This is a genomic window from Exiguobacterium sp. LL15 (assembly GCF_024436095.1).
In the GTDB taxonomy this organism is placed as follows: Bacteria; Bacillota; Bacilli; order Exiguobacteriales; family Exiguobacteriaceae; genus Exiguobacterium_A; species Exiguobacterium_A indicum.
Map to the genome: position 1 here is coordinate 135236 of NZ_JANFNX010000001.1, position 21544 is coordinate 156779.

The following is a 21544-nucleotide window of genomic DNA, read 5'->3' on the forward strand; positions in this document are numbered from 1 at the left end:
CGGACTAAAAGCAGAGAAGTTAGTCTAGCTTTTTTGATAAAAAAATCATTCGACACCCAGTCGTTAAACCGTGTCACTTTTTGTCGAAAAAAAGGTGTTTTTTAACAGTAGGGTAACCGGAAAATCATTTTCCATAAGACACCATGTAAAAAATTTTTAATAAGACCATTAGATTGCATTTTAGTTACAAATTTAGGGTTGTTGAAATGAAACACTTTCGGTATATTTATTCTTGTAGGTCGAGACAACTGGTAAACAGTGGGATTAACCTGCAAATTCATGAAAAACGATTTTTCTTCGAGAAATCGTTAAACATTGGAGTATCAGGTGTCGATAAGGAATATGGAATGACGATTACATACTGATTCGATAGAAAAGGGAAAATTAGGTTTCTAATATTACCTATTTTATCTAATTATCAATTTTCGTCAGGACGTAAGACTTCTTCCTTTATCTGACTTGGATTTGAAATACAATTGAAATTTTGCTGGTAGAAATATCAACTTCATTACCATTGTATGGACGAGAAAAGGCTGGGTGAAGGAGATCCTGAAGTTTGTCTTTTGTCTTTTATTGGAGGCAAGTCGTCAAGTCAACTAGTAGTTTAATTAAGGGAGGATTTTTACACATGGGCACGAAGAAATCGAACAAATTATACGCTGCAGCAGCTGCTCTTGCAGTGACAGCTTCAGCAGTAGCACCAGGTCTTACGGCGGATGCTGCATCGAAAGTCACAGTTAAATCTGTTACAAACCCAGCTTCAATCTCACACTACGGTGGTTACACATTCGCAGTGAAAAAATTGTCACTTCCAAAAACGGTTAAAGTATTGCTTTCAAACAAGAAATACGAAAACCGTTCAGTCAAATGGGGCAAAGTCTCTTACGACAAAAAATACATCGGTAAATACCAAACAATCTCTGGTACTGTTTCAGGTACTACGAAAAAAGCTTCGATCAAAGTGAAGTTGAACAACTACCCAGTTGACGTTGTTGAGCCAAAGCTCGCTCCTGTCGCAGTTGGTGAGAAACTCAACCTTCCTTCAACAATCGACGTGAAGTACAAAGACGGTAAAGTCATCGCTCGTTCTGCTAAATCATTCAACCTCACGGCTGAAAAAACAGACAAAGCTGGCATGATGAAATTGTCTTACAACTACATGGGCAAAAACTCTTCAATCAAGGGTTCAATCGCTTATGAAGTCAAAGCTGCTGAAATCACAAACGTGATGAACGAAATCAAAGACGATATGCTTTCAGTTTCTGCTGACGTTAAATACCCAGCAAAAGATGCTAAAGCAGAAGTTCTTGTCTATGCATTCAAAGACATGACTAAAGAGCCGATCAAAGTTGCTGCTGAACTCAAAGACGGCAAATTGACTGCTAAATCAGGCGTACTTCCAGCTGGAACTCACGCATTCGCAGTTAAAGTCGGTGAAGTTGTTTCACCTGCTAAAGACTTCGTAATCGAAGCTCCAATGGTTAAAGAAGTTAAGGCGATTAACCTTGCTCAAGTTGAAGTTAAATTTAACAAAGAGCTTGATAAGACATCTGCTGAAACTCTCACTAACTATGAGTTGAAAATTGGTTCTGCTGTAGCCTCAAACCCAACTTCTGTTGAATTGACTGGAAAAGATACAGCTCTTCTTACATTCTCAGCTAAAAACCAATCGACTGACGCTAAACTTACTGTCAAGAACGTTAAGACAGCTAAGAACGTTGTCATCGATACAGTAGAAAAAGACGTTCGTTTCATTGACGTTGTTGCTCCTGTAGCTGGTTCGATCGAAGTTGTTGCACCACGTGTTATCCGCGTAAACTTCTCTGAGCCATTGGCTTCAAAACCTGACTTCAAACTCAACAACGGTCAAACTGCTATCGTTTCAACGGACTTCACTCCAGGTAACGACTATGCTGACCTTACAATCGGTATCGATCCAGCAAACGGTTCTTCACACACACTTGAAGTTGTAGGTGGAGCAGACTACGCAGGATTCAAAATCGATTCAGTTACAAAAACATTCGTTTACCAAACAGATGTTGTAGCTCCAATGGCTACAATCTCAAAAGTTCTTGATAACAACTCAGTTGAAATCAAGTTTGACAAAGAACTCAATGCATCTACATTGACTGGAAACCTTGAAATTTTCCATACTGTTAAAGGTGGACAAGGTTACAAAGCTACTGCTGTAACTTCTGTCAAACAAGGAACTAAAGACACAATCGTAGTTGATTTCCCAGGTGCAGTATTCCCTGAAGGTCAAGTGAAGTTCTTCCTCGGTTACGCTGATGACAAAGGAACACTTCTCCAAGACAAATGGGGTAACAAGTTCGCTGCTACTGAATTATCTGCAGTCTACGCTGCTGATAAAGAAGCACCAACACTTCTTTCTGTAGAAGGTAAAACTAAGCGTACGATCGAACTCAAATTGAGTGAAGAAGTATCTGCTGATTCAGTTGCTAAAGCAGGTAACATCGTTCTTACTGATGCTGACAACAAAGTTGTTGCTGTAGATGCTTCACTTAGCGATGATAAAAAAGTTGTTACATTGACTTCTACTTCTGATCTTGCTGGCGGAAACTACAAAGTAGTCGCTAAAGACATCGCAGACGCTTCTGGTAACAAACTTGCTGAAGTCGCTCGTACGTTCTACGTCAACGATATGGTCGCTCCTACAGTAACTGCAGATGCAGACCTTCTTGCTGGAAACAAAAAAGTTAAAATTAAATTCAGTGAAGCAATGAACGCTGCTTCGATCACTGATAAATCGAAATACAAATTAGGAAATGCTGATCTCGATTCTAAAGTAACAATCACAGCAGTTGACGGTAACAAAGCAGTCATCCTTGACTTCTCTGCTACTAACGTGACTACTCTTGCTGATGCAGATATCACAGTCGGTCGTGTAGCAGATGCTACGGGCAACTTGACTGCTAACTTCTCAACAGAAGTAAAAGTAGCAGGACAGCAATCAACAATCGCTGCTAAAGAAGCTTTCGTCACTGGTAAAAACACTGTCAAAGTTTACTTTGATGAGGTAATCACTGGTGCTGTTGCTAGCGACTTCGCAGTTACTTCTGGAGAAGCTGGAACTATTACTAACGTCGTCAACTCAATCGAATCTGGAAAATCTGTCCTTACTTTAACAGTAAGCCAAAACCTTCCGTTCGATGCTTCAGAAGTAACAGTTTCTACACAACCTGAAGTTAAAGCTAAAAACAACGATGGGCTTTTCGTTAGCTTCGAAGATCTCGAAGCTGGGGACAAATATGCTCCAGAAATCAGCGCTGCTACATTCGCAAATGGTGTGAAAGTTGATGATCAAGATACTCTTGAATTAACATTTACTGAAGCACTTTACGCGCCTTCAGTTCAAGATTCTGATTTCACTGTTGCGGGTCGAGTTGTTGAATCAATTACTGTTGCAGGTTCTACTGTCACATTGAAACTAAAAGCTGATGGTTCAACTACAAGTGCAAAACCTGCTTCAGTATCAATCGTAAACTCAATCGAAGATGCTGCACGTAATGCTAAATCTTCACAAGTTTTCACTATCCCAGCTCAATAATAAAATCATAAACGTGTAGAACTATCCTCTCTTTGGAACTACTTGTTTATAATATTGCCCCTCTTGTGTGTATGCACAAGAGGGTTTTTTAATTTGTTTCAAATATATATTATTACCTTGTATAACTTTTTGTAGAGCATTCATTCCAATCCGGGAGTGAATGCTCTCTTTTATTTGGAGAAAGGAGAAAATGTGATGGATAGAAGAATTGGGTTCGTTAGTCGTATCAAGCAACTGTTTGGTAAAGTAGTAGCCGTCGATGAAGTCGGGATGGAATCCTATCTGTTCGAGCATTCAGAGATTGATTCGACTATCATTCCGTCGGAACATCTTTCTTTGCTTCCTGATCCTGTACAGTTCGATACGTTCGTCTATGTCGAGGAAGACGGAAGGGAATGGATGGCTGGAATGGGCTATGACCCGATCACCTATCGGTTGGTCTATGAGGTATGGCTATGTGATAGAAGAACGATTGCTTACGAACTATATGACCAAACGAAGTCATGATTAGGAATGTCTACACTAAGTGTATGTAACAGATGCGATGCCGTGGAGAATACCAAAGGAGGAAATCAGAATGCGAAAATATCATCGAGTAGTGCTTGGAGGAAAGGACTATTATCGTCAATATGATGAGACGCTAGATTGTTATGAGGGAGAATTATTGACCGAAGAAGATGTCATCGAGCAAGTCTTAGAGGATGTCGTACAAGACGTCATTCATGTCGATCGATCGCGCGTCCAACGAAGTATCAAAAATATCATGGATGAAGATGACCGGCTGGTCATCCAGTCTTACGTCGAATATCTAGAACGTGTCGTAGAGCTTTTCGAGTGAAAAGGTCTTTTTTATTTGTCCTGTTTTGGGACTCGACGTAGCACGTTGTGGAAATATTCTTGTCTGTGACTCCTGACTGTTCATTAAGACTGCTAGGAGTACAAAGAAGAAGGGAAGTATTGTATACCAACGATTTTGGTATCTATGCAGAAAAAGAGCAGAAGACAAAAGTAGAACTGCTGGAAGTTTCGAGGGGATGTCCAGTAGAACGGTGGGGAGATGTCCCGTTCCCCGATTCTGTTTGCACTGGATATAGAGATGCATCTCCACCTAGAGAAACGGGGGTTCGGGAATTTTCGTCTTCTTACCCCCGAAACCCCGAAAATAATCGAGAGGGGATGGACCCATGACATCGGGAATAGAAAACGGGGGAAACGAATCTTTTCGACGATTCCTCTATGAACAAGGACGACAACCGAGTACGATTGCTAGCTATGTCGCAGAAGTCGAGAAGTTCAGTGGAAGAGGTACTTTTTCTTCTCGGGATGATATCCTATCGCACAAACAACATCTACTTGACCAAGGTAGGAAGGCAGCTACGATCAATAAGTTCCTCAATGCGATGACTGCTTACAATGACTTTCTGATGGCACAAGGGAAGCTGGATCGACGATGGATTTACTGGAGTGACCGCATCAAGGTAGCGCAGGGAAGTCATCAGGTCGATGTCTTGACTGAGGAAGAATTTCGTCGGGTCCAACAAGTCCTACCGTCCCTGTCTTATCGGAACCAGTCGCTGATTCATCTCTTACTCTATGCCGGACTCCGTGCCAGTGAGCTGGTCGAACTGCGGATGGGACAGATCGACTTGATCGGACGAAACATCGAGGTCCATGGAAAAGGCGATAAAGTACGTAAAGTCCCGTTACGTGAAGATACATTGGAACGTATCCGAGAGTATATTGAGAAGGAACGAATCGAACATCGACTTGCTGATACTAGTCCTTTCGTCTTTCTTAGCCAACGGGGAGTCAGTCTGACAGGAGGTGGCTTGGCAGACATTCTATCTACGTTGGATGAGGTTGTCGGTCGTCATCTGTATCCGCACTTGTTCCGGCATACGTTCGCGACTCGGCTGACCCAAAAGCATATTGATATTACGATCATCAGTCGCTTGCTGGAACATCATTCGATCGAGCGGACGAATCGGTACTACATCCAAACCTTGAAAGAAGAGAATCATAAAGCAATAGAGCAACTCTGAAAGTAAAGTCTATTTTAGGAAAAAGAAAGAATTAAAGAATAATTCTATGCTTCGAATAGTGAGTAGGATTAACGCCATTAATAAGAAATTTAGAAATCTTAAGTAGTAAAAGACCTTAATCATCAACTTTATATTCAAGTCTTTTTACTGTTTGAATAAAAGTTTATTGTCCGACTTTAAAATAACGACCAAATCGTTGTTCGATAGGAACGCCTACAATCGCTTGCGATACAGCATCAGCAAACGGAAGTAACGCTGCTGCTCGACGCTGTTCTCGTTCTTCCTTATAAGCAATGATCTCTGGTCCTGTGTTGGCTTCAAAAAATCGAAGGGCACATGTTTCGTCTAATGCAAAATCAAGAGCGAGCTCGGGTAAGGTGAAGGGATATAAAGCGTCGATGGCCTTCGCTAGTAAAAGACTTTGTTCAACGAGTGCGCGATGCATGAAGGCACCTTCAGGGTGTAACGATTGAAGAAACGCATCAGCTCGTTCTGTCTTATAGCCACTTAAGTTCGTGATGAACCGTCCTTTTTTTGCAACGTCCGCAATGGAAGCGAGCATCGTCCATTGACCAGAGGCGTCTCGAACTAAGTGCGTGCGTAGATGGAAAGTTTCGCCGCTTGCCGTGCGTGATATTACGAATGGCTGCAGGATGTAGTTGCCTTGTTCGACTAACGAGAGGATCCACGTTTGCAGTTGTTGATATGTATATACATGACGCTGATCTTGAATGGTTACAGAATAGCCGACACCTGCCGCTTTGGTAATTTTATATATTCCTGTTCCTTTAGAAGCATTGGTTGGTTTTAAGACGATGACATTGTGTTTCTTTAGCTGTGTTAGAAATCGATCGAATCCTGTTAATCGTTCGGTTGGAATGAATAACGTTCCCCACGATCCCGCGTCTTCTAGTTTTTGTTGAAGCACATACTTATCATCAATTAGGTGAAAGAAATGAGGAATGACTTGCTGAAGACGTAGATCTTCTTCGGGATGCGCTGATTGTGAAGGAACAACACAGTTCTCATTTAAGAGTAAAGACGGAAACGGAATCGATTGGCGATGCCACTCCCCATCATATACTTCTGCTTGAATGACTTGAGTATCAAAATCAACATCTTCGATCGTGCAACTGGCCACCTGTTGTCCTAAATGCTTAGCATATTCGATGTAATGATGTAATCGTTCTTTTGGTAGAATCATGCGAGGTGATTTTACATTGTTGAATAAAACAATCATGCGATTCAACTCCCTTAAAATATTTCATGTTATTACCATTATTGTATGTCATGTCAAAGTAGAATGGTTAGAAAAAATGAGTCGAAAATGATTACGTACTTGTCTCCACTCTCTTAATATATACGTTTTTAATGCATTCCAATTAACAAATAAAAGGAAAGCGCTTTATCGACAAAATCATTTTAAGTGATTGTAAATATTTTCTTTTGTTTTAAAAAATGGAATTTTATTATCCTTGAATACGTTAAACTATGAATGAAAGTTAGACGAAAAAGGGTGATAGGCATGAGAAAAATAATGATGGCTTTACTTGGGGGAATCATATCTTTTGGAGGGGTATTACCTGTCGCAGCAGAAGTCACTCTACCGTTAACCGGATCATTCGGGTTATCGGGACAGTTTCAAATCGTCAAAGGACAAGAACGCGTTTGGGAGTGGTCTTCCTATCAACAACTTAGTCTGATTGACCTTCAAAGTGGAGAACGCATTCAGTCGCTCGCTGGTAGAGAATCATCAATTGAAGGGTTCGATGTCTCGGACGATCAAACACGACGTGTCGTGATAAAACAGGGAGTGCTTCATGTCTACAATGCTTTTGGAACAAAGGTTCAAGAAGTATCGGAGATTGTCGACAAGGAAGACAAGATTACTAAGTTCGTGGACGTCCAGTTCATTCCGAATACGCATACGGTCGTTTTACTAGCGAAGAATGGTGGGCACTGTAAACTTCTTTCGTATGATTTAGATACGGAGCAACTCATTAGTAGTCGTGGAACCAGTCCATATGGTCAATTGTTAACCGCACGCGATCATGTTGCTGTCGTCTATTCGTCTGCTGTATATCTCTATACCGCTGACTTGACGTATACAGGCGTCATCCATGCGAGAGAAGAAGATGGGATCGAGGCATTTGACATGAATGACGAGGGACTTCTCGTCATCGGAGAACAGGGAGTATCACAGCCCGACGTCTACGATTTGAATCATGGTCTTGAAAAGACACAGGCGAATGAGCAGTTTGTGATGGGAAGTGACGTTTCCTACAGTGACATTGCGATTGACGAGTCAGGAACTTTCATTGCGGTCACTTCGTCCGGAAGTGATCGTCCCTTCTCGTTATTTGAACGAGAGACAGGACGGCGTATTCATACCTCGCTCGACCACAATCAAGATTTTTCCTATCAATCAGGTGTTGAACTCAGTAACAAAGCACGTTCCATCATCGTCGAAGGATCTAACCAGACGAACATCTACAGTGGAAAAACATTATCGACACGACCGATTGCGATTCAAATACCAAAAGCCCGTCAACGCATAGATCGAGGGGCTTCAGAAACGTTAGCACTTGAAGTCACGCGAGCTGACGGAAAGACTTCTCTCGTCAAAGCAGGTGTCACCTGGGAGACGGATCATCCAGAAGCAGTCTTCATTCAATCAGGCAAACTGCACGGTGAAGTAGAAGGAGACTATACGTTAACCGCGACCTATGAGGGGTTCAGGGCAACTGTCACTGGTAAGGTCTCACCGCCAAAGCTGTCGTCGCTAAAAGATATACCGTGGTTAGAGCGTCACCGCCAATCACTGCTCGATTACCAATCGTTTGAAGGCTTACCGGTTCTGTCCTCGTCCTATTCGAAGCTTAAAGGAACGAAGGGGAAGATGATCATTCCAAAAGAGAAGGTGAATATGAACGGGAAATGGAAAGGAAGTGTCCTTGCTTCACGATATCTACGCCCTTTAGAACATCAGCCGAATCGGATTGAGTTGCTGACGATGCTCCCAGCGCTTGAACAGCGCTCGATTTCAAAAAAGGAGATTCAGTCCGTCTTTGGTAAACCAGTGACCTCAACAACGTACGCTCCTTCCATTTCGCATCAGTTTTCAAAGTCCGATAAGACATTCGCGAAATACACCATCAAACGTGTCGATCGCTATCGCTTGAACGATCTCTCCGTAGAAACCTATTTTGATAAAAAGGATACGGTACGATTCATCACAGTGAGTAAGCAATCTTCTAAAAAAGGGAACAAAAAGATTTCATCATGAGACTTTCCGATTCTTGAATCAAATACATGAAGCAGGTGGCGTAGACATACGTCACCTGCTATTTTATTTCCAAAATAAATTATTCAGTTTTAGTGAGTTCACCTTCTTATTGCAATAAAATTTCGAAATGGTGGAAATGAACAATTTGATTTTTTTATCAACCCGTTAATAAAAAGTTTATAAAGGGATAATATGTAAAATATTAACCTTAAATGTATATACAAAGACATTTCGTTCTCCTATTCTATTCATAGCATCATCATTATGGGTAGGAATACCTATCATCAGGAGGAAACGAAATGCCATTATCATTCCATCGGTCCATGACACAGGTCGCATTGGCGGCCACACTATTTTCCATCATTCCGACTCCCGTACTATCGGTACAGGCAGCGACGCAGCAATCGGTCAAACAAAAAACAGCGGGTAAGATGCTGAAGCTTAGCTCACTGACACGGATTGACCAACAGTCCTTACAGATTGGGAAGAAGACCTATCAGCTCTCAAAAGCACAAGCGACATTCTTCCAAAAGAATAAACATATATTAAAACAAGCACGCCTGGCGTTTACCTACGACACAAAAGGACGTGTGTTACGACTACATACGATTGAATTGAACATTTCCGGAAAACCATCCAAATCAAACAAGAAACTGGAACGCAATCTTGTGTTGGAAGGACTTCAAACGACGCTGACAGGAAATCTAATCATCAACGCGGATTACGTAACGATTCGCAACATCAAGGCGGTTGAAGTGAATGTATCGGATCGAGCTAAGACGCTCGTAAAAATGACCGGCGTTCAATCGACGCGTCTGCTTCACGGCAGCAAGACGAACATAGCGACAAAACAGGCGATCACGAAACCGAAGCTGGAACTCGATCAAAGTACGTTCCAATCCGTTGAGTTGAATCGAAAAAATACTAACGTCCTCTTTGGTAATCAATCTCGCGTGAACACAGTCGACGTCCGAGCGAACGGTACGTTACACATCCTGAAGGGACAAAAAATCTCTCGGATCAATACACAGGCGGATGTCAGTCAGTTAACACTCAGCGGATCGATCGGGACGTTTGATTCCGAGTCCAAACAGTTGAATGTTACCGGAACAACGAACATCGATCAACTGGTGACGAAGCGAAGCAATGCTACCCTTCACATGAATGTATCTGGTGACGTCAAGCAAGTGACAGCGGTCGGAGACCAGTCGCATCTGCTGTTCGGAAAACAGATTACAGTAGAGACGCTCACTCTCGAAAAGTCAGCGCAGTATACAGGTACGAAGCCTGTGAATCGTGTGGATATCAAAGGCGGAACGGTGTTGCTCGATGCCCCTGTGATGCAACTACAAACGCTCGGCGAGACGGCATTGACGTTAGGTCAAAACATCATGATTGAAAAATTGATTGCGAATGCTTCACTCCAAGTCGATGGTGGAAAAGGAATTGGTACACTGACGCTTGCTGGTGCTATGAAAGAGTTGACGCTGAACACGCCAACGAATGCGATACAAGTTCAGACGACAGGAGCGACGCTCTCGATCAAAGGAACGGCACCGGTCGAAACCGTCACGCTCGACTCTTCTTCGGCAACAAGCATTGCGCTGCCGCATATAACGAAGATTGAAGAGACGACAACGAACAAAGGAACAATCGACACAGGAACGACGGTCGTTGATGAGGTGAAGGTCGAAGAGACACGCGTCATTCCACCGACAAAACCTCCGGTCGATCCGCCAGCACCACCTCCTGTTACGCCACCTGTCACACCTCCAAGTGGTGGTACTGGCGGTGGAGGTGTCGAGACACCTCCGAGTTTTACGAAACTCCTCAATAATTACCTAGATAGCGCAAGTAATACGCGATTCGAGATCACGGAAGATGTGACGATTGACGGGCGCAAGATGACGACCGCGAAAACGTTTTATGTACCAGAGGGTATCACATTGACACTGACGGGAAACATACGTACGGATGACGGTGAACTCACGATTCTAGGTGAGGGGACAGTGGACGTCAAAGACGCTGCTTGGAACATCGAAGAGTGCAAATCCGGACTCGCATTCTCGAACACGTTGACGTGGAAGACACCGTTGTATGTCGCGGGTCACACAGTACATCAGGATAGTGATTTGAAGCGACTCTATCACGCAGATAAAGTCATTGGATCAAGCAAAGAGTTAGCCGATGCCATCGCTAAACAAAACGAAACGAAACAAGCGGCACAGGGCGAACTTTGGTTCATTCAAAGTGGAAACTATGCTCTGAAACCAAATGAAAATATCACTCATGGTAATCAGACTGGATACTACTTCCCGATTGTTCAAAAGGATCTTCGAATCGTAGGGGAAAAAAACACACGTCTCTATGGGGATGAATTCAGTGAGAACGGTAACTGGGCGACTCAGAATCTGGTTACAGTCATCGCGGATGGCGTCACACTCGAAAAACTCTCTTTGATGCCAAAAGTCGAAGTCAATAAAGTAATCGAAGTGCTTGGTGCGGACTTTACGTTACGTGATGCGCATATCATGCCAAATACAATAGTCGACACAGATGAATTCGACCGAAATTTCGCTGGTAGTATCTATTTCAGTACGGACAAACAAACGACGACAGCGACAATCGAGAACACTCGCATTGATAAAGGGCGAATCACGACAGGAGGAGCTAGTCCGAACTTAACGCTTCGACTGCAGAATGTCGAGTTGGATTATGCAGATACATCGGTCGAGGGAGAAGCGTATTTGCCGATAAAGAACGCTAGTGGAGCAAATATCGAGGCAAGCGATCTAGACGTCACGGTATCGAACCGAAGTGCGGCGGAATTGACACCGTTACTTGCGAATCTACCAGAAGGTACACAACTTGATTTGAACGACGGTACGTACGCCTTGGCAGAACAACTGACGATCACAAAAGGCATTACGATCAATGGATCAGGAGCTATCATGGAGCCGTCTGCTGCGTTCAAGAAGACCGGTAGTCGCCCGCTTGATAACCTTGTGTCGATCAATGAAGTGAAAACACCAGTCCAATTGAATGGTCTGACGTTCCGAAAATCGTATGCGACAGGCGTACAAGCGTATCGTTCGTCGGACGTAACATTACAGGAGGTCAAGAGTGTTGAGAACGCGGCAGCAGGACTGATCGTCAACGGATCGAAGGTGACGGCAGCAGGGTTGCATACGTCAAAAAATGCTTGGTATGGTGTCAATGTCGATTCAGGTGTAAATGTGAATGAGGTCTCGGACTTTACACTGAAATCCGGTGTGCTGGAAGAAGAATACGAGGTTGTCTCAGATGTTGCCAATCAGCAAGTACGCGTCAATCTTCCAACATCGTTCAGGGAACATGCGATCGAAGGAACGACAAAGAAATACTGGTCGACTTCTCAGGACAGACGCAATGGTGTTTATGTCGTCAGTTCAAAAGAGACGAAACAATACTCGACGCCACAAGCAGCTGTGAGTGCCGCTAAAGCAGGTGATACGATTTTGATTAACGGCACGATAGCACTAAAGGAACAACTTGTCATCAACAAAGCGATCACTCTGAAAGGAGAACAGGATGGCCGCTTGATGCCAGCAGCGAATTTCAAGATCGTAAAAGCGGACGATAAGGACTACAATCCATCGAAGAACCTGATCTCCATCGAAAACGTCACAGAACCTGTCTCGATTCAGAATCTGACGATTGAGAAGTCACTTCGCTCTGGTATCCAGGCGTATCAATCAAAAGACGTGACGCTCGAACAAGTCAAGCTCTTAAACAACACAGCAGCAGGGCTAGTCGTCAACGGATCAATCGTTACAGCAAACGGACTCGAAACGGAGGGGAATCTCTGGTACGGTGTCAACGTCGATCAAGGAACAGGTGTCACGACACCGGCGAAGTTCATTTTAAATCAAGGGAAACTATTAGAAAAATTGGCAGTCTATGCGGATAAAGGTCTAACCCAAGATAAGATTGAAATCGATCTCGGTGAGAACGGAAACGATTACTACCGCGTGCAAGGCGAAAAGGGAGTAGCGTACTGGAATGAGCTGCCGAAAGGTGTCTATGTACAATCCATTGCTGGATCAGAACGTCAGTTGGTGAGTCATCAAACGTTGAATGAAGCTGTTTTAAAAGCAGGAGCGGGCGATACGGTCTGGCTCAATGGAGATGCGAAAGTCATGACGCAAGTTTTGATCAATAAGGCGCTAAACATCCGATCTTTCGATGGTCGAGCACAAATCATGCCGTCTGAAACATTCTTAAAGACGACGGACGTCAACAGCGAGAACTTGATCACGATCGATGCAGGAAATGGAGCCGTCCTACTTGAGAATCTGGACGTCGTGAAGTCGGCTCGAAACGGGATTAACGTCTATCGTTCTTCAAACGTCAGTCTTGAAAATGTCACGAGTCGGAACAATGAAGCAGCTGGTTTGATCGTCAATGGTTCGACGGTCAAGGGTCAGTCATTCCATACATCGGGAAACAAGTGGTACGGGGTGGGTGTAGCTCCAGGCAAGGGAGTGAAAGAATCATCCATCTTTAAATTAAAGAGCGGGAATCTGTCAGAAGAATATGCGATCGTTGCGAGCCCTTCTGACACACGAAATGTTTCAGTGACAGCGGATTATACAGAGCATAAAGTGGAAGGGGCATCGTCGTACTGGACGAAGCGCGACGCAAAGCGACTTCCAGGATTCTATCTTGAAAACAAAAGCACTACTCGACAATTTCTGACGTTACACCAAGCGGTGAATGCCGCACAAGCTGGGGACACGGTCATCGTCAATGGTCAACATCTCTTACATGAACAGCTCGTGTTGGATAAAGCGATCACGCTTCAAGGCGAGAATCATGCACAGTTAGGACGGACAGACTCTTTCAAGTCACAAACGAATTCGGCGACACATCTTCTATCGATCGTCAATGTGAAAGAAGCAGTTCAGGTAAAAGACATGATCATCGAAAAATCAATCGGGAGCGGCATCAACATTTATCGATCCCAAGACGTGACGCTTACGAACGTGACAAGTCGTGATAATGACAATGCTGGTATCATCGTCAATCGATCGCGTGTAACAGCAAATAACGTCAATACATTTGGAAATGACTGGTATGGTATCAATGTTGCATTAGGGAGTGGAACGGATTCTGACTTACCCGCTCACTTGATCTTCAAGAGTGGTCGACTCGAGGAAGTAGGACAGATCGTCTCTGAGGATTACGTAGAAGGAAACAAAAACATCATCGTCGACGCGGAAGGATTTACAAGAGGACAGGCGAAAAAAGACGACAAGATGTTTACGTATTGGACTAATCAAATGAATCTTACATCTCAGTAATGTGACTCAACTCAACTGGAAAAATGCATACTTAAAAGTGCCTAGAATTCTTCGTCGTGAAGAATTCTAGGCACTTTTTATTGATTATTAATTTTTATGTTTTGCTTTATCTTGAGTGAGTAAGCGAAATTCGTACAAGAAAACGGAAAGAATCACGGCAATCAGAATCGCAACAAGACTAGTTCCTTTTGGTAAGTCAAGTGCAAAGATGACAATGGATGCGAAGATGACGATCAATAAAGAAATCAGATAGTCTTTTTTTCGATTCGACATACTTTCACTCCTTAAAAGATTTGGCGTAGCCATTGATTTTACATTATTTAGTATAACATATTTACACGATTTAATTGAGAATCAAATAATCATCACTATAGCTTATTTTACAGGAACCACGGTAGAGCTGTATGCTTCATACCATTTATCCCAAGCACCACGTGTGTGTTTTTCATATCTGATCTTGACTTTGAATTTCTTTGCTGTTGAAGCATTTAATACCTGTTGAATTTTTTTGGAGCCTAAATCTTTATCGATGACCAGTGAAGAGATGACATAAGAGGCAAGACCAGAAGATAGGCTTGCTTTTAATGTTTTCGCAATGGGATGAGTGACGAGCGTACCTGCGATTGTAAATCGGATATTATTTAAATCGTTATCGCTTTTTTCGGCTTTTTTGATTTGTTCCAAGAAACTGACGAGTTCTTTTCTTGAGACAGTCTCGGTCGTACTAAATTTTTCTCCGACATCTTTTGCACACCCGTAACCAATCGTAATGACGGGACTAGCAGCAGATGATTTTTTCGGAAGCGTCGTAACCAACGAGAGAAGGAGGATTGACGCAATCATAATCATAGAGAACTTATAAATGGTTTTTCTTTTGATCAACATATTGCCACGTCCTTTCAAGAATTGGAGTACATGAACAACATACCGAATCTGAAGCAGGTGGTGATGTTTTGGATTACAGACACAATCACACCATTTCCCATAATGTATAACGATGAAAGAATAAGAACTAATGAATCCACCAAAAATGTATTATTGGTCAATTCAAAATAAAAAAATGGTATAAAAAGACAAATATGTAAATTCAAAAAATGAAACCCCGTCATTTTATTTCACAATATGTAATATATATCATTCGATTATAGGTTCATTGTACCTTCATTTATCATCTCAGTTGATATAGAACATTTTTAAGAATAAAGAATTCAACCTGGACCTTTGAACTGTTCCCCGTCAAGTAGACAGGACAAATAATAAAAATTCTTTAAACAGTTTTCGCTCTGTATTCTGTTGGCGCCAAGCCGTTTAAGCTTTATTTCAACTATCTACTTCTTGAGGAGCATATCAAAGACGGATATGATGAAGGGGAGTAATTGGGTGGAAAAAAGTTACACTTCAACTATCTACTTGTGAGAATACCCAAGATAAACTCTTGAAGGAGACGAACGGTGAAATCCTCATAACAGGACTGACGCGATCAACATATAGCTTCATCGAGATGCAAGCGCCTATTGGTTATCTGTTAGACTCTGAACAATGTATCATTCGTCTAAAAAGCGGAAGAGAAGCAGTTGTCCGTGTCACGATAACGAACACGATTGATCCGAAAACACCTCACAAACCAGATGGGGAACAGATACACCGAATGAAGATGGGACAAGACCATCTAATTCAGGCGGTCTTCCTCAAACAGGTGAGTCCGAGCCATTCAGTACTCAGCCTATTGGGTTCTTGCTTGCGGCATTTGGAATTCTTCTACTGTCTCTAAGTAGAAGAAAAAAGAGTCAACGCGAAGGTTAAAGAGAGAAAGATAAGAATAGGATTACAAAAAGCTGTCCCGACGTATGTCGAGACAGCTTTTTCATTGTATCTGACATAGGGAAAGATTGATCAACGGAAGGGTAATAAGAAGACAAGAATACTAAAAATAATCACAGCTAAAGAAGGTAGGTAACGCGTGAGACGATTCATGAATAGTAGCTCCTTTTAATTAGAAAATTGAGGAATTAAATTTGGTTTAAAACCAAATAATGTAATCTTCTTTAGTTTAAAGGAAAAAATCTTTGATTATAGGCTCTGATTAACTTTTTATGGAAATGTGTTTTTGGATTAACTCCTTTTCAAGATAATTCCTTAGAAATAGTCACTAAAAAGGAAGTGCGACGTAACGATGTCGCGCTTCCTTTCTACTACTCCAATTTACTTGTATTTTTTACGAAGTGCTTTACTGAAACCGTCCGCATCACGATTCCCGACGACGTAGAAGTTGACGCTCGCATCTTTCTTGTACAATTTCTTATTGATCGACATCTTATACGAGCCATTACTGCGTGGCTTCGCCTTACCGAGTAGTTTCCATGATTTGCTCGACTTATGATAGACGTAAGCTTCGACGCGAACATCCTTGTTCGAAACAGATCCGGTCACTGTCCGAGTCGTACGTGTCAGTGTTTTCGTATCGACGGTTGCTGCTTTTGGAATGAATGTCCGCACCGTGAGGTCGATTGGATCGAGGTCGTACGAGATTGGATCTCGTGGTTCTTCCGTCGTATCGCCATCATCCTCTCCCGGCTCGTCCCCTTCATCGCCATCGTCATATCCATCATCATCACCATCACCCGGTTCATCACCGTCGTCTCCTCCATCGTCATCGCCATGAGAAGTGGCACGCGTTACGTAATACTCGTCCCAGTCATCTTCCATTCCATCATCATCGCCCGTGTAATCATCGACGCTCACGACTTCGAGGAAGTAGTTCGGTGTGACGTCGGAAGAATCATCTTCGTACTCATCGTCATAGTCATAATCGTCGGAATCAGATTGGTGGTAGTCGTAGAAATCCTCACCGATCAATCCTTCTTCGGGTAACTCGATCGAATAGTTCCCATCCGCATCAGCTTTTGCATGAGCGACTTCTTGTAAGTCCTCTTCCTCTGTGTCGTCCGACTGTAAGACGACGATTGATCCGGCAGGTGCCTTTCCTTTCAAAACTTCCGTCCGTGTGTGGATGTTTTTCGTTTCTACCGTGAATTCGTCTGTCGCTGCTTCAACAGGCGAAAGATAGACTGCGCTACTGAGACCAAGCGTCACGAGTGCTGTCCATGTCATACTTTTTTTCATCGTTAAACGCCTCCTTTTTCTGTAGTATAGCAAGGAAATTACTGGATATATTTTCAGTTTTAAATGATAAAGAAATGAGATTTTAAAAAACATCAATTTAGCGAAAATCAAAAATCCCTCTGTACTGAAAAACATACAGAGGGAAAAGAAATCTTATTTTTTTGCTGGAACCTTGATGAGGAATGGTACCGGTTTAGGCACGTCTTCGAACTTTGCGAACAAGACGACGAGGTGTTCGTACTTGTCTGGCGTTACGACAGCCTGATTTCCTTGAATCGTCACGATGTCTGGATGAGAGGATGTCCAGCCGTCAATGGATTTTGCTCCAATGCCAAGAACACCACCGTAACTTTTTGGCAGAGATGCTGATTTTCCTAATGTGAGTGAATCGACGATCGGATCGACGATGCTTCCTAAAAGATTGAGTAAGCCACTTAATAAGGAGGTGCGAACGTCTTGTGTAGATAACGATAAGCTGCTAGATGTATTTCCGGTTGCAGCTGAAAGTGTGAATGGGGCTATCTTTGAAGTCACTAGCACTTTACCTAAAGTTGTCATCAAACTTTCGTTACTAGACGACCAATTAAGAGGTGAACCGTTCAACGATTTAGGTAACTTTAAATCGAGATACACGTTCAGCGTCGGACTAGCAGTAGCGATGCGGGCGAGATCTTCTTTAAGGATCAGACTGAGATTTCCGGCAATCGTTCCATTGAATGTCTTACTTTTTAGAACGCCGTTTTTTGTGATCCATGCCGTCAACGTAAACGCCTGTGAAGAAACTGCTGGGATGATAGTACCTGTATTTGTGATGGCATTGGTATTACTAGAGGTCCATTTGATCGGTAACTTATTGACTTCAGTCGGCAAGTTGAGTGGTAATTTCAAATCTGTTAGTGAAGAGAGGGAGAGATCTTTCACTGCCTGATTTAGTTCCGCTTCTAGAGTCCATGGAACTTCAATTTCAGGAAATGATTTTTCAGCAGTCACACCATCTTTCTCTACTTGAACCGTGACGACAATGTTTTTGGTCGTATCGCCTCGAACGATGACTCCGCTACTCGATAATACACCTGGATCATCAGACGAGAGGGATAATTTTACTCCTGTAGGAGGTTGAATCACTAGATTTTCTGTTAATTTAGTCGGAATGGTGAGGTTCTTAAGATATGACTCTAATAGATCCCTGACAGATAAACCTGCCTGTGGAACCACTAAATTAGAGAAGGTTTTCTGTAATGTAGAACTTCCTTTTTTAGCAGTTATTTTAAGTGAGACGAGCTCATCTTTAATACCTGGAATGACGATTCCATCGTTTGAAAGTACATTCGTTTTGTCGGAAGATAACGTAACTTCAATTCCAGTAGGTGGCTGGATATTAAGATTATCATTGAGTAAAGAAGGAATTGATAGTTGGTCGAGGTATTTTTGTAGTACTTCGGTATCCGTCAATCCACGTTTCGGTACTGAAATTTTTTCAAATTGTTTAGAGAGCGATAGCCCATTTTTCGAGGCGATGACCGTAATATCAGTCGTTCGATCTACGATATCGCGTGTCAGGATTCCGGTACTAGATAACAACGAAGTAACGGAAGACTCGACACTAACGGTTATTCCTGCAGGTGGATTCAATGAAAGATCAGTTTCAAGTGATTTCGGTATCGAAACACCATTCAAATAATTCGTCAGTTCTTCTGTGACTGTCAGAGGACGTGCGGGTACTGAGAGGTTTGAAAACATCCTCGTCTTTGAAACACCATTCAGCATAGCTGTCACACTGACCGTAACAGTTTGAGCAGTGTCTGCTTGTTTAATAACGCCTGACGTTGCGACAATATCAGGTTGAGAAGAGGTCAGGTATACAGTCATTCCTTCCGGTGCGAGAGGCAACTGAATGTTTCGATTCAACGGACTAGCAATCTCGACTTGATCCAAATAAGTATCGATCAAGGCATCCGGTAACACCTCTTGTTTTGGGATCGTGATCAGTGGAAACTCCTTCTTACGAATGATTCCGTCTTTTGACGCCGTCACCGTCACGGAGACAATCTGATCAGTCAGACCGCGTGTCACGCTTCCAGTATTTGAGAGGATAGCTGTATTTGTTGAGAAGAGAGAGGTATCGATTCCCGGTGTCATCGGGGTCGGCAAGTAATAATCAGTTGTCAAAGGTGACGGGATTTCGACCGTTCTCAAGTAATCATCAAGCAGATCGGACGTCGCGTTTTCTTTCTTTGGAATGATCAAGTTCGAGAAAGTGCGTAATTTAGTTACGCCGTCTTTTGTCGCAATGACTGTTAATGAGACGATCTTATCCGTTTGACCACGGATGATTTGTCCTGTATTTGACAGGATGGATGTATTGGTTGAAGAAAGTGTCGTTTGAATTCCTTCAACTGTCGGAAGACTTACGTCACGCGTCAACGTACTCGGGATATCGAGTTTGTTCAAGTAATCTGCTAACAGTTCGTCAATCGCCGTATCTCGTTTCGGGACTTGATAGTTCCAAAAACTACGTGTACGTGTCACGCCGTTTTTCGTCGCCGAAACAAGAAATGAGAGGGATTGATCGGTCAGTCCACGTGTCACTTTCCCCGTCGACGAGAGGACATCTGGAAGAGAAGAGGTCAGAGAAAGTGTCGTTCCCGTAGCGGCAGGTAAGACTAAATCCCTTGTTAAAGGATTTGGGAATGTCAGACGACTCAAGTAATCGTCTAAGAATAAATCCGTCGCATTGTCAACTTTTGGGACAGTGATATTCGAGTAGAGACGTGATTTTTCGAGACTACCTTTTGAAGCCTTTAACGTGAGTGTGACGAGTTGATCTGTCAGATCACGGCGTACTTTACCATCCGGTGTGACGATTTTTTCGTTTGAAGACACTAATTGGAATGTTATACCTTCTGCTTGCGGCAGCTGAACGTCCTTCGTCAATGGACTTGCAAGCTTGAATTTGTCGAGAGTGAAGTCAATCAGTTCCTCGTCCGTTAGCTCACGTTTCGGAATCGTGATGCCCGAGAAGGAGCGTGTTTCTTCAAGGCCATTCAACTTCCCGACGATCGTGAACGCGACGTCACGTTCTTGATCTGTACGAGTGACTTGTCCGGTAGGCGATAGATTGCCGTCTGTGGAGCGAATGCTAAATGTGGCTCCATCCATTTGTGGAAACTGAATATTTTGGAGGAGCAGATTTGGAATCGTGATTCCTGCAAGCAATGCCTTCAGGATTTTTCTTGAGTCGTCCGGTGCTGGAGGCGTGACGACGTTGCGAATCGTCACAGTGGAAGGCGCTGCATTTTGCGATCCACTTAAAATCGAGACATCATAGCGTCCGACCGGTAACATATTCGTTTCGATCCGGAAGTATCCTTGGCGATCACGTTTTAGTGGATACATGGATACACGGTCTTTATCGTCGATCAGGTACAGGTGATGTGTCATACCTTTTGCCGGATAGAGGATCCGACCGGTGACCAGCAGTCGGCGACCACTTTCAAACGGCGTATACTTCACGTTTTCATGTTTGACGTCTGAGACGCGCAATGTATTTTTTCCGGTAATCAAGACGTTGCGTCCAACGGCTGTGTACTTCACGCTTTTCTTCCCGAAGGACGCTGTCGTCGTACGTGTCCATTTGAGTGGATACGAATAGCGCTGTCCACCAGCGAAAATCGTCGATAGCCGTTCTGGAAGTTTGGCTGATTGATTTTTCCCGACCGTCTTTACAACGGGGGGAAGAATTGATTTCGGATAGTTTTTAATCGTGACGTACCAGTAGGCACTCTTAGACGTTCCCGAAACATTTCCTTTTATTTTTTGTTTTCGATCAATGATTTTTTTATCGAAGCGCACATTACTCCACTTTACGGATCGTTTTACTTTTTTTCCGTTTGCAAGTTTGACACGGACGGTCTTCGGTGGAGAAAGAGGTTTGACCGCAAACACGTCACCGCCATAGTGAACAGTTGATGCAGGACGGTATACTTTTTTGACGCTGCTTGATTTAGCGGCAACAACGGATTGAAATGAGGCGGGGAAGGAAAGCAACAGACAGAGAAGAACGATGAGACTCTTTCGCATGACCAAACCTCCCTAGAAAATGTAGTGTCCAGGCAAATGATTGGCTCTCAGGTGTTGAAATTCCCTTGTTGTATGTAGACAAGAAAAGTAGAAAAATATGCGA

General features: G+C 43.0%; 12 protein-coding genes and 1 pseudogene. 8 read left to right on the forward strand and 5 right to left on the reverse strand.

What is annotated here, in order from left to right; translation table 11 throughout:
* Positions 1–628: 628 nt before the first annotated feature.
* The 4 genes from NOM72_RS00715 to NOM72_RS00730 all read left to right on the forward strand — a co-directional run bounded on the left by NOM72_RS00715 (position 629) and on the right by NOM72_RS00730 (position 5610).
* Positions 629–3568, forward strand: a complete 2940-nt coding sequence (locus tag NOM72_RS00715; protein ID WP_255997328.1) for an Ig-like domain-containing domain — start codon at positions 629–631, stop codon at positions 3566–3568.
* Between the two features lie 195 nt (positions 3569–3763).
* Positions 3764–4075 (forward strand): hypothetical protein, encoded by a 312-nt coding sequence (locus tag NOM72_RS00720; protein ID WP_255997329.1) that lies wholly within the window; start codon positions 3764–3766, stop codon positions 4073–4075.
* Between the two features lie 70 nt (positions 4076–4145).
* Entirely contained in the window at positions 4146–4406 is a 261-nt protein-coding gene (locus NOM72_RS00725; RefSeq protein ID WP_034817787.1) for a hypothetical protein, read from the forward strand.
* 346 nt (positions 4407–4752) lie between these two features.
* Positions 4753–5610 carry a tyrosine-type recombinase/integrase gene (locus NOM72_RS00730; protein WP_255997330.1) on the forward strand — a complete coding sequence of 286 codons (858 nt, stop codon included), beginning with the start codon at positions 4753–4755 and terminating at the stop codon, positions 5608–5610.
* A 163-nt stretch (positions 5611–5773) separates the two neighbouring features.
* Here the strand turns inward: NOM72_RS00730 and NOM72_RS00735 are convergent, their stop codons facing one another.
* A complete protein-coding gene (locus NOM72_RS00735; RefSeq protein ID WP_255997331.1) occupies positions 5774–6850 on the reverse strand; it encodes a YheC/YheD family protein in 1077 nt (358 codons plus the stop codon).
* Between the two features lie 300 nt (positions 6851–7150).
* Here NOM72_RS00735 and NOM72_RS00740 point away from each other — a divergent pair, with 300 nt between their 5' ends.
* Together NOM72_RS00740 and NOM72_RS00745 are read left to right on the forward strand one after the other, a co-directional pair.
* Positions 7151–8896 carry a hypothetical protein gene (locus NOM72_RS00740; RefSeq protein ID WP_255997332.1) on the forward strand — a complete coding sequence of 582 codons (1746 nt, stop codon included), beginning with the start codon at positions 7151–7153 and terminating at the stop codon, positions 8894–8896.
* 299 nt (positions 8897–9195) lie between these two features.
* Positions 9196–14238 (forward strand): right-handed parallel beta-helix repeat-containing protein, encoded by a 5043-nt coding sequence (locus tag NOM72_RS00745; protein WP_255997333.1) that lies wholly within the window; start codon positions 9196–9198, stop codon positions 14236–14238.
* 87 nt (positions 14239–14325) lie between these two features.
* Here NOM72_RS00745 and NOM72_RS00750 read toward each other — a convergent pair whose 3' ends face one another.
* Positions 14326–14511: a hypothetical protein gene (locus tag NOM72_RS00750; RefSeq protein ID WP_255997335.1), complete on the reverse strand. Its 186-nt coding sequence runs from the start codon at positions 14509–14511 to the stop codon at positions 14326–14328.
* A gap of 102 nt (positions 14512–14613) precedes the next feature.
* Positions 14614–15123, reverse strand: coding sequence for a hypothetical protein (locus NOM72_RS00755; protein WP_255997336.1), 510 nt, complete (start codon positions 15121–15123; stop codon positions 14614–14616).
* 490 nt (positions 15124–15613) lie between these two features.
* On the opposite strand from NOM72_RS00755, the pseudogene NOM72_RS16145 reads away from it, so the two are divergent.
* Positions 15614–15823: pseudogene (locus tag NOM72_RS16145) on the forward strand (SpaA isopeptide-forming pilin-related protein); the annotation flags it as partial.
* Between the two features lie 140 nt (positions 15824–15963).
* On the forward strand, positions 15964–16041 hold the full coding sequence (locus NOM72_RS16150) for a hypothetical protein (RefSeq protein WP_081706964.1): 78 nt from the start codon (positions 15964–15966) through the stop codon (positions 16039–16041).
* Between the two features lie 399 nt (positions 16042–16440).
* Here NOM72_RS16150 and NOM72_RS00765 read toward each other — a convergent pair whose 3' ends face one another.
* Together NOM72_RS00765 and NOM72_RS00770 are read right to left on the reverse strand one after the other, a co-directional pair.
* Positions 16441–17361: a hypothetical protein gene (locus NOM72_RS00765; protein ID WP_255997338.1), complete on the reverse strand. Its 921-nt coding sequence runs from the start codon at positions 17359–17361 to the stop codon at positions 16441–16443.
* 153 nt (positions 17362–17514) lie between these two features.
* A complete protein-coding gene (locus NOM72_RS00770; protein ID WP_255997339.1) occupies positions 17515–21441 on the reverse strand; it encodes an immunoglobulin-like domain-containing protein in 3927 nt (1308 codons plus the stop codon).
* Positions 21442–21544 lie beyond the last annotated feature (103 nt).